Here is a 16,773-nt window from a genome sequence, read left to right as displayed (position 1 = left end):
CGCCGCGCCCGGTAAGCCGGACGGCGGCGAACGGCCGCCGTCCGGACCGTGCCGGCGCATTCACGGATGGACGGGCGGGAGGCCGAAGTACTCGAACAGTCCCTCGTCGAGGAAGGTCGACATGTGCGTGATGCCCGCACGGGTGAGGGTCAGCACCAGAATGGAATGTGCGTGCAGGGCGCCGTCCTCGCGGCGCTGGTAAACGGCGAAGGCGGGCTGGCCGTTGGCCCGGGTGGGCACCAGCCGGTTGCGGCCGCAGCCCTCGGACAACCGCGCGGCGAGCAGCCTGCCGATGGCCTCCCGTCCGACGAACCACTGGGGAACGGGCGGCATCTCCAGGGCCGCCTGCTCGGTGAGCAGCCGGGTGATCGCGAGGATGTCGGCGGCCTCGAACGCCCTGGCGAACCGGTCGAGGATCTCCCGCTGCTCCGGCTCGTCCGGCTCGGTGATCTCGTCGCTGGCGGGGACGAGCCGTTCCAGCCGTGAACGGGCGCGCAGCAGCGTGCTGTTCACCCCCGCCTTCGTCATCCCGAGCAGTTCGGCGACCTCGGCCGCCTGCCAGGCCAGCACGTCCCGCAGGATCACCACGGCCCGCTGCCTGCCCGGCAGGTACTGCAACGCGGCGATCAGCGCCAGCCGCAGCCCGGCCCGCGACGCCACGATCGCGGCCGGATCCTCCGGCACGCCACCGGCCGGCCGCTCGGAGAACGGCTCCAGCCAGGTCACCTCAGGAGCCCGCACGGTCTGGGCCGGGTCGTCGGACGGCGAGGCCAGCCCAGAGGGCAGCACCCGACGGCTGCTGTGCTCCAAGGCGTTCAGGCACGCGTTCGTCGCTATCCGGTACAGCCACGTCCGCATCGAAGCCCGGCCGTCGAAGCCCGCGTACGAGCGCCATGCGCGCAGGTAGACCTCCTGCACCAGGTCCTCTGCGTCGTGGACGGAACCGAGCATGCGGTAGCAGTAGGCCAGCAGTTCCCGCCGGAACGGATCGGTCAGCCGCGCGAATTCATCGGCCACGGAATTTCTCTCATCGGTCTTCATAAGGCGCACCTCCCCATGTACTGACCGGACGCGGCGGCCGAAGTCGTCGGCCTGCGTCCGCTGAATCCCGCCGACCCGGCCGGTTTGTACGGGGTGACGGACATTCACCCGAGAACCGCTGAGGGGCGCACATGACACAGAGGGGAAGCGGCTGGCTGCTCGGCCTGACCGCGACGGCATCACTGATGGTGGCGCTGGACGCGACGGCGGTGGCGACCGCGCTGACGAAGATCCGGCTGGACCTGGCCGCCACCATGGAACAACTCGAATGGACGGTGAACGCCTACAGCCTGAGTTTCGCCGTGCTGCTGATGACCGGGGCCGCGCTCGGCGACCGGTTCGGGCGCAGGCGGATGTTCGTGGCCGGGCTGGGCCTGTTCACGGCGGCATCGGCGGCGTGCGCGGCGGCGCCCGGCATCGGCTGGCTGATCGCCGCCCGCGCCGTCCAGGGGTGCGGGGCCGCGATCGTGATGCCGCTCGCGATGGCGCTGCTGAGCAACGGGTTCCCGCCCGAGCGGCGCGGCCGGGCGCTGGGCATCTTCACCGGGCTCACCGGGCTCGCGGTGGTGGCCGGGCCGGTGGTCGGCGGGATCGTCACCGAGGGCCTGGCCTGGCAGTGGATCTTCTGGCTCAACGTGCCGATCGGCCTGGTCAGCATCCCGCTGGTGCTGCGGCGCGTCCCGGAGAGCCGCGGCGGCGGTGCCTCCTTCGACCTCGGCGGCGTCCTGCTGGTGACCGGCGGTGCCCTGGGCCTCGTCTGGGGCCTGATCCGCGCCGACGGTTCCGGCTGGGGCGCGTTCGAGGTGGACGGCGCGCTGGCGGCCGGGGCGGTGCTGCTGGCCGGGTTCGTAGCCTGGGAACTCCGCGTCCCGCAGCCGATGGTGCCGATGCGGCTGCTGCGCTCGCGCGGGTTCTCCGCCGGCAACGCCTCCGGTCTCTTCATGTACGCGGCGCTGTACGGCTCGCTGTTCTTCGTGACCCAGTTCTTCCAGACGGGCCTCGGGGACGGCCCGATGGCGACCGGCCTCAAGCTGATCCCGTGGACGGCGACGGTGACCGTGATCGCACCGGTCACGGGGGTCCTGGTGAACCGGATCGGGGCCCGGGCCTTCACGGTCGCCGGGCTGGCGTTGCAGGGAGTCGGGATGGGGTGGATCGCGCTCATCGCGGATCCGTCGACGAGCTATCCGCAGCTGATCGCGCCCATGATCATCGCTGGTGCCGGGGTCAGCATGGCGATGCCCGCCGCGCAGACCGCGGTCATCAACGCCGTCGCGGCACCGGAGATCGGCAAGGCGTCCGGCGTCTTCAACACCCTGCGGCAGCTCGCCGCGGTGGTCGGCGTTGCCGTCGCCGCCGCGGTGTTCACCGCCAAGGGCGGCTATGGCACCGCGCAGACGTTCTCCGACGGCTTCGTGCCCGCCATCGCGGTCAGCGCCGCCCTGTCCCTGGCCGGCGCGCTCGCCGGCCTGTTCATTCCCGGCCCGGACCGGGCGGCCCGGATCTCTCCGGTTCCGGCTGTCTCCCGTCCCGCGCCCGAACCGACCCGCTGAACTGGAGTGTGTGATGAGTGACCTCGCAAGCGCCGCCGCCCAACTGCGGTCGATGCACAAGCCGGGCGATCCGCTCGTGCTCGTGAACGCCTGGGACGTCGCGAGCGCCGAGCGCGCCGTGGCGGCCGGAGGGCGGGCCGTGGGCACGTCCAGCGTGGCGATCGCCGCCTCGCTCGGGCTGCCGGACGATCCGTCCGCTCCCGTCGGGCCCCTGTTCGAGGCGGTCGGACGGATCGCCGAGGCCGTGGAGGTGCCTGTGACCGCCGACCTGCTCGACGGATACGGGCTCGATCCGGCCGAGCTCGTCGACCGTCTCCTCGCCGCCGGGGCCGTGGGCTGCAACATCGAGGACTCCGACCACGCCCGGCCCGGGAGCCTTCTCGATCCGGGCGGGGTGGCCGAGCGGCTCGCGGCGATCCGATCCGCCGCGGCCGGGGCCGGGGTGGACATCGTGATCAACGCCCGTATCGACGCGTACGTACACGACGGCCCGGGCGCGACGCCGGATGTCATCGCTCGTGGTCGGCGATATCTCGATGCCGGCGCCGACTGCGTCTACCCGCTGCGATTGACGGACCCCGCGGTCGTGCGGGACGTCGTCGAGGGGTTGGACGCGCCCGTCAACGCCAACTTCGGCGGGAGCGTCGCGGACTTGGCCGCAGCCGGGGCCGGGCGCGTCTCCATCGGGCCAAGGGGGTTCTTTTCGGCTCTCGCGGCGTTCGAGGGCTTGGCCGCCGAGTTGTTGGTAGATCAGCGAAGGCCGGCTGTGTAGTCGGCGAAGCGTTCGTCAATCTGGTCAGGGGTTAGGCCGAAGTCTTCGAGTGAATACCTGTGGGCCGGTTTCGCCGCCCCGGTGGAGCTTTCGTTGTGCAGTTCCGTCATGGCGGTTCGGGCCTCGTCGGTGAACGGCAGGCCGAAATGCGTGTAGACGCCTTCGACGGTGCCGATGGGGTCGCGGACGAAGTCGTCGTAGTGGACGTCCGCGAACTGCTCGGGGTTGTGGCGTGCGCGTTCGGCGCGGAATCGGTCGAGGCCGCGGCTCCAGAGGCCGAGCTGGTCGCGGCCGAGCGTGGCGCCGGTGAACACGTCCGACCATCCGGCGGTGGCGTGGGCGGCGAGGCTGCACATGGACGCCATCGCGGTGCGCGGCGTGCGGTGCGTCTGGACGATCAGCGCGTCGGGGTAGACGTCGAGGAGCGCGTCCAGGGCGAAAAGGTGGCTGGGGTTCTTGAGTACCCAGCGGCGTCCTGCATCGTTCAGGCCGATGAGTTGGAGGTTACGGCGGTGCCTGCGGTAGGCGTCCGTCCAGTTCTGCTCGGCCAGCCAGCACGAGTAGGTCGGCAGGTGGGCCAGGCTTTCGAAGGAGATGGAGAGCATGCTCTGGCGTAGGAGCTGCCAGCATTCTTCGACGGAGTCCGCTGAGATGTAGTGGACGCCCATGAATTCGGGGTTCTCGATGTGGTGCCGGCGATATCCGGCGTCGATCGCCTGGAAGACCGGGTTGTTCGACCACGTTTCGCGGGGTGGGCGGGGCTGCGGCACCTCGGTTAGCCAGAGGTCGAGGCCTTGATGGGCGGGGTCGGCGGTGAGCAGCCGGTGCAGGGCGGTGGTCCCGGTGCGGGGCAGGCCGGTGACAAAGATGGGCCGCTCGATGGGGACGCCGGCGTGCTCGGGATGGCGTCGCCAGGCGGCTTCGGAGAATTGGCGGGCAGCCAGAGCGCCGCGCAGCATCGCGCGCTGGGCTTTGTTGCCGAGGGGTGTGAGTCCGGCGTCCTTGGCGAGCGACTCAAGGAGGACCTTCAAACCGTCCATGTACTCGTCGCCGCCGAAGTCGTCCATGCCGGTGACTTTTCTGGCGGAGGCGTGGAGGTCGTCGACGGTCCCCACGCTGTCGCGGCCATCGGTCATCGGTACGCCCTTCCTAGTGGTGCCACTCGCCGGAATTGACGTCCAGGCATTGCCCGGTGACGGCGCGGGCCAGCGGCGACAGCATGAACACGACGGCGTCGGCGACCTCGTCGGGCTCGGGCAGTTTCCGAAGGTCGGTGGTGGCGGCGTTCTCGTCGTAGACCTGCTGCGGCGGGACGCCGCGCTCCTCCGCCAGGTGGTTGAAGTACCACTTGAGATTGGGGGCCCAGATGTATCCGGGCGCGATCGTGTTGACGCGGATTCCGCGTGGGCCGAGCTCGGTGGAGAGGTTCTGCGCCATGGCGAGCAGGGCGGCCTTGGCCATCTTGTAGGCGCCGAACGTCCGCCGGGAATGGCGCAGCACCGCCGAGTTGACCATCACGACGGAGCCGCGGTGCTCTTCGAGCGCGGGGACGAACAACCTGGTCAGATGCAGCGCGGCCAGAACGTTGGTTTCGAACCCGGCGCGGACCGCATCGATGTCGACCGTGGTGAGGTCGGTGAGCGGTGGGGTTGCGAAGGCGTTGTTGATGAGGCCGTCCACCCGTCCGAACGCCCCTTGGGCCGTTTCGGCGAGTCGTTCGCAGGCCGCCGCGTCACGGATGTCGGTCGGGACGGTGACGGCCCGCCGACCGATTTCCTCGACTTCCTTGGCGACCTCGACAAGGCGCTTTTCCTTGCGCGCGGCGAGGACGACGTCGGCACCGGCCTTGGCGCATTGGAGAGCAAGGCCGCGCCCCAGCCCGGGGCCGACCCCGGAGATGACGATGACCTTGTCTTGGAGGATCTCGGCGCCCATCAGCCGAGCATCCTCTTCGCGACGGCGGTCTGGCGGGCGGCTATCTTCTCCGCCCACTCGTCCCTGGTGACGCGCTGTTTCTCGTGGAACGGCAGGATGCGCGGCAGTTCGTCGAACGGCACCACCTCGGCGCTCGGGCCGTCCTCGGGCTTGAGGTCGCGGGTGACGCGCTGCCAGCGGAACTGCAGGTAGCCGCGGCGGTGACCGGTCCGTTCGATCCAGTTGGCGAGGCCGGGATCGCGCTCACTGACGATGTAGCGGATCAGGCCATCCTCGTCCACGCGGGCCTGGTCGCTGGTGAGGCTTGTCTGGTGGTTGATGTAGTCGAGCGAGATGTACCACATGCTGCCAAGCTGAAAGCCCTGGTAGGGGGCCACGTCGCGGTCGGCGGCCGGGGCGGTGATGACCATGACCTCGTCGTCGTCCAGGTCGTAGTGGCCAACGGACGAGAACTGCGTGGCGAGGCCGCCCGGCGTCAGTCGCGGCTCGGTCAATGTGTTGACCGGCAACTGCAGGTAATGCCATTCGGGGAAGGCCAGGAAGGTGCGGATCCTGGACACGAGCATCTTGCCCGCGATCTCGTACCTTCGCGCCATCCGGTCGGATGGCACGGCCAGAGGGGACGTTCCAAGCGTGTCGGCTCGGTGAATGCGGATCTCCCCCGGCCGCTCGTTCTCCCAGTCGCTGAACACCTCCCGGACGATCAGCATCGCCGACCCCGGAGAGAGCGCGACGTAACCAGGCCCGGCGTCCTTCTTGGGCGGGCCGAAGCGCAGCCGGAACGTCCCGTCGGCGCCGATGTCCAGCTCACGGTCGTCGAAGGCGGTGAGGCTGTCGGGCGACTGGGTGGGCGAGTAGTCGCCGTTCATGACCTGAAAGCTGAGGTCCGCCGTCGTCCCGCGACGACCGGTAACGACGTATTCGGCGTCGTCCCTTATGTAGGCGTGGAAGTAGAGCGTGTCGGGATTGTCGAGCCCGAGCTTGGTGTAGGGGCCGGTGGACGAGGCGAAGAACGGATAGTCCTGCTGGTAGGCGGCGACCATGTGAAGGGAGGCTTTGATGCTCCCGGCGAGATAGTCGAGGCCCTCGGCCAGGTCCTGGTCGGTCTTGACGTGGGGCGCGGTGCGGATGATGCGCTCGGCTTCCACGACCGCGTCGGCGAACGAGCGCGTGGCGGCGTCGAAGGTCTTGAGTTCGGCTGAGTCGGTGGCCACCGGGCTCTCCTGAGATTCGCGGGCGCGAAGCCGTGCTCGGGCGGAATGGACGCTAGAACTCGTTCTAAGCAGAGGTCAACGGCCGGGTCCCGCTCAATGGGAGGTGGTGAACTTCAGGCTCGGCGTGTCGTCCAGCGCCACCATGTACTCGTACGTCCGGCGGTGCCCGGTCTTCTCGACGAGCCAGGTTCCATCGCCACCACGCCGGTAGGTGTCGTAGTAGTAGGCGGCGCCACGGATGAGCAGGTTGTCCCCGGGAAGGATGATCGTGTCGTCGAGGGACCAGATGCCGGTCGCGCGGTCGCCGTCCACGTCGATCTCCGGGCAGCCGGCGGTGTGCGTGGAGATCTTGTCGGGCCCGAGGTTGCCGCGCATGTAGTCGATGATCGCGTCCCGCCCCTCCAGCCGGAGCGTCTTGCCGAGGACGGGGGTGTCGTACTCGGCGACGGCGTTCTCGGTGAACACCTCGGCGAACTCGTCCCACAGCTTGAGGTCGACGCAGCGCAGGTAGCGGTACTTCAGCCGCCGGATCTCTTCCAGAGCAACCAAATCCATGCGACACAGCCTGCTCGCTGCACCGCCGGAAGACAAGAACAGGTTCTACCCCCGGACGAGGCGCTTGCCCGGGCCGAACCGCTCGATGGCACCGTCCAACTCAGGGGACGGGCCGGCCAACTCGATGACGTACCGCTTACCCCGTAGTCTCGGCGAAGGGGCCTGAGCATTGACGACCATGGCGTCCAGCGGAGTCGCCGGCCCGGAATCCTTGACCGCATTCGTCGGAAAGAGCTCCACGAACGGCGCCGCAGCCTCCCCAACGGGCACCGACGTGACGTCCCCCTCTCCCACCACATGGATCGCGGAGATCTGGGGCCACGCCAGCCCATCCCGAATGCGTCCACCGAAGACGGGCCAGACTCCGTCCTTGTCGATGGCGAGGTACGGACGCAGGATCCGCTGACGGACCGATGCCCAGACGGCATAGCCGAGGATCAGCATCCAGGGAATCCAGACGCCCAGCGCTTTGACCTTCTCACCAGTCGAAACCGGCCCCTTGTCACCCGCATCGTTGACCAGCCCCGGCACGGCAGTGCCGAAGAGCACGTACAGCGGCGGATAGACGGTCAGAGCAACGACGAAGAACACGACCACCACGACGAGCGGCCCCGCGAGGACCCATTGCGTCCGGCCCATCTGCCTCCACGCCCGACGGCTCACCGCACGCCGACGTTCCCGGGACAGGTGCTTGATCTCGACCAAGACGGCCTCAGCGTCGGGTTTGCGCACCCTCGTCCGCCGATCATCAGACATCCACCGAACGATAAGGCGCCCCAGCGAGCCACGCCACGCGGGACCTCAACCGAAAGAGTTCAGACGGGCGGCCACGTTCCTCGCCAGCGCGTCGAGCATGACAACGGCACGCGGGGGTTTCCGGTGAAGGGCCGCTCGGTGAGCGCGCCCACGAGGAACCATGAGGTCACGTCGCTCATGCCGTGGCCTTGCGGGTGACGACCACGACGTAACGGCATTCTTCGGTGGTGTCGTTGACGAACTCGCGGGCCTGTGGTTCTCCGAGCTCGAGCGTGTCCCCACCGGAGAGACGATGGGCGGTCGCCCCCTCGACCAGGGTCAGCTCGCCCTCCAGGACCCAGATGAGCTCGGCGATGAACGCGAAGCTCCCCGCCGGCATCGGCACCCGGGCACCCGCGGGCAGCACGATCTCGGTGACGTCGACGGGAAAGCCCGGCGTCGATATCTGGCGCCGGATGTAGCCGGTGTCGGGATCTGTCCAGTGGGGGGTGTCGGCGCCGCGCCGCACCTGGTCGGTGGTGGCCCCGTCCGCCGGCGACAGCAGCGCGGTCATGCTCAGCTCCAGCGCGGCGGAGAGCTTGCCGAGAACCACGGCGGTCGGGTTGCTCTCACCGCGCTCGATCTTGCTGATCATCGCCCGGGACACACCGGAGGCGTCGGCGAGCCGGGCCAGTGACCAGCCGCGCCGGGCGCGCTCCGCCTTGACCCGCTGTCCGAGAGCGTTCCGGCCCTCCATCAAAGTGGACATGGATTCACCTCAGGAGCTGCGTCGCCGTCGAGGCGCAACTCCATGAAGACGCTATTGGGATCCCGGACGTAGCCGGCGAACGGCTCGCGGAAGGTGAACCCGTGCCGCGCGTAGAGCCGCCGGGCCGGGGCGAAGAAGTCCTGGCTTCCGGTCTCCAGCAGCACCCGCCGGTGACCGCGCTCTGCGGCGACCCGCAGCAGGTGCCGGAGCATGACGGTGCCGACGCCCTCCCCCCGCGCGGCCCGCGCCGTCCGCATGGACTTCAACTCGACGTCGCCGCCACCGAGGTCCTTGAGCGCACCGCAGCCGCGCAGCTCCGGCCCCTCCCAGGCCGACCAGAACTCGACGGCCGGGTCGCGCAGCTCCCGCAGATCCAGCGCATGGACCGACTCCGGCGGCGAGGTCGCGTACATGTCGGCCAGATGCTCCTCCAGCAGCCGATGGACCTCCGACCGGGTCAGCCCATCGACCTCGAAGCGCAACACCATCCGGACTCCTGTCTCACTTGCTCCGAAAAATACGGTGCGGTCAACGATCGCCGATTTCTATGATAGTGGATATGCGTCCACTATATGACCCGATCGTGGTCGGGCCTGGTCGGGCCGGGGACGCCGAGAGCATCCGGGGTGTCCCCAACGACGCGATCGAGCACACAACTGCGATATGGACCACGGTGAAGCAGGCACCCGAGGAGGCGGCCGCGTGGTGGGCCGAACTCCTCGGACGGCCGGCGGCGTTCGCGGTCGACGCCGCGGGCGAGGTTCTCGGGTATGCGTCGTGGGCCCAGTGGCATCCGAAAGAGGGCTACCGGTTCACGGTGGAGCACTCGGTGAACGTCGTCCCGGGGCATCAGGGCGAAGGCATCGGCGGCCGGGCTCGACCTGACGATCATGCGGCTTGGGCTCACTCCATGACGACGGCCCTCGTCACCGGGGCCGTCGCGGGCCTCGGAATCGCCATGCAGGTCGGAGCCGTCGCCGTCTATCTGCTTCTTCTGAGTTCGACGGCTCCCATGCGCGTGGGCGCCGCCGCGGCCCTCGGGGTCGTGACCGTGGACGGCCTCTACAGCGCTCTCGCGATCGCGGCGGGGAGCGCGGCGAGCCGGGTGATCGAGCCGATCGCCGGCCCCCTCCGCTGGACGGCCGCCGCCGTGCTGCTGTGGATCGCCGTGCGAATCGTGACCGGCGCCGTGCACGGCGTCCGCCGTCTGGCAGATGGCATTGGTACTCACCGGGTCGGCGCTGGGCCGCCTGCTCACCGGCTACCGGGGACGGTTTGCGACCGCCGTGGTCGCCGGGGCGCTCATCGCGACACTGGCCGTGCGGACGTCCGTCCGATGAAGGCTCACCGTGGCGTGGTCCGTCAAGCCCGCGTGCGCGACGCTGCGGACCAGCGCGACCTGGAGCGAAGCCCTCACCGGGCTCATGGGCCCTGATCGTCGCAGGCGCGATCCAGTGCGGTGGCCACGCGGTCCAGCGTGGCGATCGGCGGGGTGAAGGGCAGGCGCAGGTAGTGGGCGTGGGTCGCGTCGGCCGCGAATGAGGGGCCCGGGGAGAGTTCAAGCCCGTGCGCGCGGGCGCGCGTCGCGACGGTATCGGCTCGCATGGTGGTCAAGCGCAACCAGAGCGCGAGCCCTCCGGGAGGAACCGTGAACTCCCAGCGGTCGTCTCCGGCCAGCAGCCCGCTCAGGTGGTCGCGCTGCCGTTGCAGGACGACCCGTCGGTGACGCAGCACCGGTTCCAGGTCGCGAAGGAGTTCGGCGGCGACCAGTTGTTGCGTCGGCGCCGCGGACAGCGGTTCGCACAGTGGATGGCGGGCCAGTTCGCCGATCAGCGCGGCCGTTCCGCGGATCCAGCCGACGCGAAGGCCGCCCCAGATCGTCTTGGCCGCCGACCCGATGAGGATGGAGCCGGGTATCCGCCTGAGCGGTGCGGGTGTCTCGCGCAGGTCGAGATCGCGCATGGTCTCGTCGGCCACCACCGTCACCCGATACCGTTCGGCCAGCCGGGCCACGGTCTTGCGGACGGCGCCGGGCATGAGCGCGCCGGTCGGGTTCTGGAAGTCGGGGACCAGGTAGGCCAGACCGCCTGCGGCGGCCCGGAACGCGTCGTGGAGCTGGTCCAGGTCCCAGCCGTCCGGGGCAACGACCCGGCAGCCGACCAGGCGGGTACCGGTCGTCCGGAAGGCGGCCAGGGGGTCGGAATAGGTGGGGATCTCCACCGCCACGACGCGGGGACGCAGGTGCGCCGACAGCAGCGCGAGGGCGGAACGCGTCCCGGAGGTGATCAGAATCTGCTCGGGCCGCGTGGCGAGCCCCTCCGCCGTGTGGCGGTCGGCGATCAGTGATCGCAGCTCTGCCAGCCCAGGGCCGGTCTCTCCGCTTTCGGCCAGCACCGGGCCGGAACGTTCGGACGCTCGGAGGAGGGCCCGTTGGTACGCCGTGTGGGGTGCGGCCGGAACCGCCCTTCGAAGATCGATGACCCCGTCCTCGCCAACGGCCGAGGACGGTGCGATGCGCGTCGCCGCCTCCGGCGGAAGTCGCAGGGTGCTCGCGCTGCCGTGCCGGGTTTCGACCCATCCCTCGTCCCGGAGGATGCCGAGCGCCGCGATCACGGTGCCCCGGCTGACGCCGAGCGCGGCGGCGGCACGGCGTTCGGCGGGAAGCTGCGAACCGACCCGCAACCGGCCGTCCAAGGCCGCGTCGCCGACCGCGTCCGCCAGCGCGCGCGCCAGAGCGACACGTGGTCTTCGCCATTCGCCCAGTGCCGTGGCCAGCTGGTCGTCCGTGATGTGCACTGGTCCAGTTTGCCGATATTGGACCAGAGTTTCACGCCCTGCTGTGGATACCGTTCCCCTGAAGCCACCGGAATCGGAGCCCTCCCATGCACCCACGCCTCGCCACCGATCTCGCGGAACTGCCGGATCTGCTGGAGGCGACCCGCCTGCGCGCGGCCGCGATGGTCGGTCGCCTGCATGAGCAGCCGGTCGTCCCGGCATTGCGCCTGCCCGCCCTTGAACCACTCCCGGAGGAGGGGGCCGGACTGACGGCGACACTTGACGAGTTCACCCGGAACTGGGCTCCGCTGCTGTCCGCCAGCGCGGGACCTCGCTATCTGGGCTTCGTCACAGGTGGCGTAACCCCGGCCGCACTGGCAGGCGACTGGCTCACCGCGGCGGCCGACCAGAACCCCACGTCGGCGCTCGACGGCGCGGCACCGGAACTCGAACGCCGGACGGTCGGCTGGCTGCGCGAGCTGTTCGGTCTCGGCGACGCGTATCAAGGGGCGTTCGTAAGCGGCGCGACCATGTCCAACACGGTGGGTTTGGCCATCGCCCGCGAGTGGCTCGGCGAGCGCAAAGGCGTCTCCGTGTCACAGGACGGCACGGCGGCGTTGGGACGGGTCAGCGTTCTGTCCGGCAGTCCGCATTCGAGTATCGCCAAGGGCTTGTCCATGCTCGGGCTCGGCCGCACCTCCTTGGTTCACGTGCCCGTCCTCCAAGGCCGAGAGGCAGTGGACCCGGCGGCACTGGAGGAGGCGCTGACGCGGGTCGATGGCCCGTGCGTGGTGGTCGCCAACGCCGGCACGGTCAACACCGTCGACTTCGACGACCTCCGCGCCATCGCCGCACTGCGGGAACGCCACGACTTCTGGCTCCACGTGGACGCCGCCTTCGGCGGCTTCGCGGCCCTGTCGCCGGACCACGCGGACCTGGTCGCCGGCCTCGACGCCGCCGACTCCGTCTGCATCGACCTGCACAAATGGCTGAACGTCCCCTACGACAGCGCCGTGCAGTTCACCCGCCACCCGGACCTCCAGGTAAAAGTGTTCCAGAACGCCGCCGCCTACCTCGGCCCGCTCGGCGAAACCCCCGACCATGTCCACCTGGCTCCGGAGAACTCCCGGCGCCTGCGCGCGCTCGCCGCCTGGTTCACACTTCGCGCTTATGGGAGGGACGGGCACCGCGAGATCGTCCAGCGGAACACCGCCTGTGCACACGCGCTCGGCGAGGCGATCGAGACGATTCCCGCGCTGCGCCTGCTGGCACCGGTCCGCCTGAACGTCGTCTGCTTCACGCTGGCCGAGGACCCCACCGCCGAGCGACTGGCCGACCTCGCCGACGAACTGAAGGACGAAGCGTTCCTCACCCCCACCACGTACGCCGGGGCACCCGCACTCCGCGCCGCCTTCAGCAACTGGCGCACCACCCAGGCTGACGTCCACCGACTCACCGAGGCCCTGAAAGCCAGGCTCAGCCACCCGACCCACGCGGCATAGGAGCCGCACCGTGCGCTGCGCCTGTCCTATCCTTGCTCGGCCCGAGCAAGCGCCGCGAGGAACCATTCCAGCTCCTGTCGGCGAAAATCAGGTGGCCCCCAGCCGTTGATGATCGACAGCAGCGATTCGTACCGCTCACGGCGCGGATCGTTGGCGGCGGCCAGGTGGGCGGCGAGGCTCTCGCGCAGGCCGGCATCGTCGTGCCGTCCCTGGAGATCGGCATAGGCACCGGCGATCTTCTCGACGGCTTGCGCCGCCTCCAGCGAGTCGAGAGCGACACCTGTGGCCATCAGCGGTGCCACGGTCTCCGCCACTCGAGCGACGATGTGCTTGCGCGGCGGAGCCGGAGCGTCCTGGACGGCGTAGTCGGTGAACAGACCGCGCATCAGCGAGCGGAATCCGGGGTCCTGGGTGAGTTCGGCCAGCTCCACCCAGGCTTCCACCTGCTCGGTCGTGGGGTCGTCCGGAAGTTCAGGTGCCAGCGACCGACGCAGGACGAGCGAGAGCGGGGCGTCGTCAGGATCACCGAAGGTGCTGTGCAGGAACTCGGCGACGAGCCTGTCTCGTTCAGCCGCCGACATGAGTGCGAGTCGATGCATGAGATCCATTTCCTCGAGTGTGGAGCCGCGCCGGGCCGCCGCCGACAGCACCGCGTACCGCAGCCGTAGCACCCGCATCTGCACCGCGACCGCTTCTGCATGAGCGGCGGCGACCTGGCCGGCCGGTATCCGCCGGTCGAGAATCTTGTGGATGGACGCAAGGTCGATCCCCAGGTCGCGCAGCGTCCGCACCAGGCCGAGCCGCTCCACGGCATCGGCCCCATACCGCCGATGGCCCGCGGCCGTTCTCCGACCTCCGGCACAAGCCCGCGTTCGGAGTAGAACCGCACGGCCTTGACCGTGACCCCGCTGATCCGCGCCAGCTCCCCGATCGAGTAGCCCCCGCGCCCGTTCATGTCCAAACCCTGACACCTCCCCTTGGGGGAGATTCAACCCCTCGACGTCGCTTCCGAGAGGAAGCCTCAGTCACCCGAGGGAAGACGCGCCGCAACCGCCTTCGCCAGACCTTCCACCTGCGCCCGCTCACTATCCCCCGGCTGGTCATGCATGCGCGCCGAGACGTCCAGGACCGCGTTGGAGACCCTGAACTTGACGTGGACGTCGAAGACCTCGATGCGGGCAAAGGCGATGACGTACGTCGCCGTGTCGGTGATCCCGTACCCCTTCTCGCCGATGTCCACGGACGTCATCCCGGAGCCCCTGCGCACCCGATTGTCATGCCAGACCCTCAACGACTCCGCGGCATTCTCCGGGCCGCTTGCATCCGAGGTCGCATGCGTGGTTTCGACGAAGACCCGCACAGTCCGGAACGGCCGGTCCACCCCTGCCGGGACGCTGCTCCACTTGCACTCAGACCGTGTAGGACCGCCGCCGAACCCGAACAACGTCCGAGGCCGGGAGTCAACGGCCTCACTCGCACCGTTCGAAACCAAGGGCGCAAGAGCCGTCGCATCCGGCATGAGCGCACAGGCGTCAAGGTCGTCGAACCGTCCGTCCGAGTTGAAGAACCCGAGCCGCCAGGCGGCCGCCACCCCGCACCCACCCACGACGGCGACGAAGGCAGACGTGATCGCAACCCCAAGCCGCCACCGCGACCGTCCAGACTGAACCACATCCACCACGCACACAGCGTGACACACCCACACTGGAGAAGGTCGCAGCCGCGCTGCCCCTGGCGCTCTCGGCCGGCGACGCGACGCCCCACCACCACGCCCGCAACACATGCGGAGGGCACCAACCGCCCGGTTGCCCGTGCGCCCGGCTCGTCCAGCAGCAGCCGGCCGCAGCTCAGCGCACAAGCGCGTCCACTCGGTGAAGCGCCGGTGCGCAGGGGACCGCGACCTCGCACCACCACATGCGAGGGTGTGGCTCGTTCCGAGGAGCAGCAAGCCGAGGTCTGCATTGCTGGCTGATTGCTCGACGCCGGGTGCGTTAACGTGCGTGTTCAATTCGTTCCAAGATCAGGAGAGTTCATGGCGTACCCGTTCGATCCGGAGCAGCCGCTGCCCGACCCGCTGACCCCGGATGCGGCGACCCTCGTCCGCGACGAGCGCCGGGAACTGCTGCCGACCTGGGTCGAAGCGAGTCGTGAACTGGTCGTCCACCTGGGCGGACTGTCCCGTTGGGATCCGCCCGAGGTCCTCCTGGAACACCCGAGCCACGGCCTCATGCACATGAGCACCATCTGCGCGTCCGGGGACCTGACCCCATTCGAGATGATCGGCTACAAGCCCTTCGACCTGCTTCTGACCGCGTACTGCGCCGAGTACATGTTCAGCGACGTCGGCGGCAGGTGGGTGCTCGACGAGGACCCGGAATCGCCCACCTTCGCCCGGTTTCTCATGGGTGAGTACGACGCGGACCATCCGTACGCGACGGTGGACGTCTACGCCGCCGTGACCACGTTCCTGCACGAGCCCGAGGGGCGCGACCTGGAAAAGCTCCTGGAGTCACTGCAGGAGGCGATGGGCGCCCCGGTGGGGGTCCACGACACCTCTTTCCCCTGACGAGCACCAGGTTCTTGCCCCCGGCGCGTCCAGGCAGGGCGTCGGGATATCGATCGGGGGTTCCGCCAAGGCGCATGTCCGCGCAGGTCAGGGTCTCCCGAGTCGCCGAGGGTTGGACGTGTCGCGAAAAACCGCGAACGACACCGTGGGCTGATCAGCAACCCGCACCGTCTCGACGGCGTGCAAGTCCTCGGTGTCGACGAGCACGCGTGGCGACACTCCCGTCGCGGGACAAGTACGTCACGGTGATCATCGACCTGACACCGGTGCCTGACGGCACTGGCCCGGCGCTGCAACTGGACATGGTCGACGGCCGCTCCAAAGCAGTGTTCAAGGCCTGGCTTGCGCCCAAAGCAGCGCCTTCCGCGACGGGATCGAGGGCGTGGCGATGGACGGGTTCACCGGCTACAAGACCGCCGCCGTTGCGACCGTCCCCGACGCGATCGCGGCCATGGATCCCCTCCACGTCGTTGCGCTGGCCGCCGACGCCCACCGGCAACGAAGTTCTCCGAAAGAAATCCGGGAGGCGTGTCGGATCGGGGCGGTGGTGTTCGTAGAACGGGTGAGGCCGCGACAAGGCGCGGCGCGACCGACTTCCCGCAAGGAGACACCATGACTGCCACGTACACCTTCGACATCTTCTCCACGCTCGACGGCTTCGCCAACCACGACGGCGACTGGGGCGGCTACTGGGGCAAGCAGGGCCCCGAATTCCTCACGCATCGCGCCGCTGCCTACCGCGACCCGCTGCGCATGGTGCTCGGGGCCAAGACCTACTCGTCGAACGCGCCGTTCCTTAACGCAGGCTTTGACCGCAGCCTGCTCGACGGGTGGATCACGCGCATGTTCGACTCTCCGGTCACAGTGCTCTCCAGTCGGCTGACCGAGCCGCTCGACTGGCCGGACACGACTATTGAGTCCGGCGATCCTGTCGAGGTGGTCACGCGGCTCAAGGCCGAATCCGACGTGCCGCTGCGTTCCCACGGCAGCCTGACGCTCAACCGGGCACTGCTGAACGCCGGCCTGATCGACACCATCGAGGTGACGGTCTTCCCGGTGATCTCCGGGACGACCGGCGTGGACCGGATCTTCGACGGTGCGGACGACTTCGACCTGGAGTTGCTGGAAGCCCAGACCTTCGACGGCCACACGCAGGTGCTGACCTATCGGCCGACCCGACACGGCTCATCGGCAATGGGGCGGCGTTGAGCCATGCCGAGATCGTCGTCCCGCTGCGTGCGTGATGTGCGGCGCCGTCCTGGGCGCATCTGGATGAGGGTCGGGCGCGGGTGCCGGTCACGGGGCCGGACCGCGCAGGAGGACGGCCGGTGCGGTCGGTTCATAATTCGGTACATC

17 protein-coding genes and 2 pseudogenes are annotated in these 16,773 nt (G+C 69.2%); 7 read left to right on the top strand and 12 right to left on the bottom strand.

Going from position 1 to position 16,773, the window contains the following annotated elements:
- Positions 1–60: 60 nt before the first annotated feature.
- Positions 61–1,041: a sigma-70 family RNA polymerase sigma factor gene (locus ACQPZP_RS03360; RefSeq protein WP_433476149.1), complete on the bottom strand. Its 981-nt coding sequence runs from the start codon at positions 1,039–1,041 to the stop codon at positions 61–63.
- Positions 1,042–1,172: 131 nt separating this feature from the next.
- Here ACQPZP_RS03360 and ACQPZP_RS03355 point away from each other — a divergent pair, with 131 nt between their 5' ends.
- Both ACQPZP_RS03355 and ACQPZP_RS03350 read left to right on the top strand, forming a co-directional pair.
- Positions 1,173–2,594, top strand: a complete 1,422-nt coding sequence (locus ACQPZP_RS03355) for an MFS transporter (RefSeq protein ID WP_433476148.1) — start codon at positions 1,173–1,175, stop codon at positions 2,592–2,594.
- 13 nt (positions 2,595–2,607) lie between these two features.
- The gene (locus ACQPZP_RS03350; RefSeq protein ID WP_433476147.1) at positions 2,608–3,366 is read left to right on the top strand and encodes an isocitrate lyase/PEP mutase family protein; all 759 of its coding nucleotides are present in this window, start codon (positions 2,608–2,610) and stop codon (positions 3,364–3,366) included.
- Here the strand turns inward: ACQPZP_RS03350 and ACQPZP_RS03345 are convergent.
- From ACQPZP_RS03345 to ACQPZP_RS03315, 7 genes are all read right to left on the bottom strand, one after another.
- Positions 3,345–4,502, bottom strand: a complete 1,158-nt coding sequence (locus ACQPZP_RS03345; RefSeq protein ID WP_433476146.1) for a sulfotransferase family protein — start codon at positions 4,500–4,502, stop codon at positions 3,345–3,347. The genes ACQPZP_RS03350 and ACQPZP_RS03345 overlap by 22 nt on opposite strands.
- Before the next feature lie 13 nt (positions 4,503–4,515).
- Positions 4,516–5,301: an SDR family oxidoreductase gene (locus ACQPZP_RS03340; RefSeq protein ID WP_433476145.1), complete on the bottom strand. Its 786-nt coding sequence runs from the start codon at positions 5,299–5,301 to the stop codon at positions 4,516–4,518.
- Positions 5,301–6,515, bottom strand: coding sequence for a hypothetical protein (locus ACQPZP_RS03335; protein WP_433476144.1), 1,215 nt, complete (start codon positions 6,513–6,515; stop codon positions 5,301–5,303). Before ACQPZP_RS03335 ends, ACQPZP_RS03340 begins: the two co-directional genes overlap by 1 nt.
- Before the next feature lie 93 nt (positions 6,516–6,608).
- Entirely contained in the window at positions 6,609–7,070 is a 462-nt protein-coding gene (locus tag ACQPZP_RS03330; protein WP_433476143.1) for a nuclear transport factor 2 family protein, read from the bottom strand.
- A 45-nt stretch (positions 7,071–7,115) separates the two neighbouring features.
- Positions 7,116–7,826 (bottom strand): hypothetical protein, encoded by a 711-nt coding sequence (locus tag ACQPZP_RS03325; protein WP_433476142.1) that lies wholly within the window; start codon positions 7,824–7,826, stop codon positions 7,116–7,118.
- A 175-nt stretch (positions 7,827–8,001) separates the two neighbouring features.
- Positions 8,002–8,574: a helix-turn-helix domain-containing protein gene (locus tag ACQPZP_RS03320; protein ID WP_433476141.1), complete on the bottom strand. Its 573-nt coding sequence runs from the start codon at positions 8,572–8,574 to the stop codon at positions 8,002–8,004.
- Positions 8,562–9,062, bottom strand: coding sequence for a GNAT family N-acetyltransferase (locus ACQPZP_RS03315; RefSeq protein WP_433476140.1), 501 nt, complete (start codon positions 9,060–9,062; stop codon positions 8,562–8,564). Before ACQPZP_RS03315 ends, ACQPZP_RS03320 begins: the two co-directional genes overlap by 13 nt.
- Before the next feature lie 71 nt (positions 9,063–9,133).
- Here ACQPZP_RS03315 and ACQPZP_RS03310 point away from each other — a divergent pair, with 71 nt between their 5' ends.
- Positions 9,134–10,009, top strand: a complete 876-nt coding sequence (locus ACQPZP_RS03310) for a hypothetical protein (RefSeq protein WP_433476139.1) — start codon at positions 9,134–9,136, stop codon at positions 10,007–10,009.
- On the opposite strand, the gene ACQPZP_RS03305 is transcribed toward ACQPZP_RS03310, so the two are convergent.
- Positions 9,997–11,370: a PLP-dependent aminotransferase family protein gene (locus ACQPZP_RS03305; RefSeq protein ID WP_433476138.1), complete on the bottom strand. Its 1,374-nt coding sequence runs from the start codon at positions 11,368–11,370 to the stop codon at positions 9,997–9,999. The genes ACQPZP_RS03310 and ACQPZP_RS03305 overlap by 13 nt on opposite strands.
- 86 nt (positions 11,371–11,456) lie before the next feature.
- On the opposite strand from ACQPZP_RS03305, the gene ACQPZP_RS03300 reads away from it, so the two are divergent.
- On the top strand, positions 11,457–12,851 hold the full coding sequence (locus tag ACQPZP_RS03300; protein WP_433476137.1) for a pyridoxal phosphate-dependent decarboxylase family protein: 1,395 nt from the start codon (positions 11,457–11,459) through the stop codon (positions 12,849–12,851).
- A gap of 26 nt (positions 12,852–12,877) precedes the next feature.
- Here the strand turns inward: ACQPZP_RS03300 and ACQPZP_RS03295 are convergent, their stop codons facing one another.
- The 3 genes and pseudogenes from ACQPZP_RS03295 to ACQPZP_RS03285 form a co-directional block, all read right to left on the bottom strand.
- Entirely contained in the window at positions 12,878–13,660 is a 783-nt protein-coding gene (locus tag ACQPZP_RS03295; protein ID WP_433476136.1) for a MerR family transcriptional regulator, read from the bottom strand.
- An 80-nt stretch (positions 13,661–13,740) separates the two neighbouring features.
- Positions 13,741–13,806: pseudogene (locus ACQPZP_RS03290) on the bottom strand (hypothetical protein); the annotation flags it as partial.
- 66 nt (positions 13,807–13,872) lie between these two features.
- Entirely contained in the window at positions 13,873–14,532 is a 660-nt protein-coding gene (locus ACQPZP_RS03285; RefSeq protein WP_433476135.1) for a hypothetical protein, read from the bottom strand.
- A 351-nt stretch (positions 14,533–14,883) separates the two neighbouring features.
- Between ACQPZP_RS03285 and ACQPZP_RS03280 the strand changes: the two genes are divergently transcribed.
- From ACQPZP_RS03280 to ACQPZP_RS03270, 3 genes and pseudogenes are all read left to right on the top strand, one after another.
- Positions 14,884–15,417 carry a hypothetical protein gene (locus ACQPZP_RS03280; protein WP_433476134.1) on the top strand — a complete coding sequence of 178 codons (534 nt, stop codon included), beginning with the start codon at positions 14,884–14,886 and terminating at the stop codon, positions 15,415–15,417.
- A 135-nt stretch (positions 15,418–15,552) separates the two neighbouring features.
- Positions 15,553–15,907, top strand: a pseudogene (locus ACQPZP_RS03275) (transposase); the annotation flags it as partial.
- Between the two features lie 122 nt (positions 15,908–16,029).
- Entirely contained in the window at positions 16,030–16,626 is a 597-nt protein-coding gene (locus ACQPZP_RS03270; RefSeq protein ID WP_433476133.1) for a dihydrofolate reductase family protein, read from the top strand.
- The last annotated feature ends 147 nt before the right edge of the window (positions 16,627–16,773 follow it).

Source organism: Spirillospora sp. CA-142024 (assembly GCF_050942325.1).
Taxonomy (GTDB): Bacteria; Actinomycetota; Actinomycetes; order Streptosporangiales; family Streptosporangiaceae; genus Spirillospora.
This window is presented reverse-complemented; position numbering and strand designations above follow the sequence as displayed.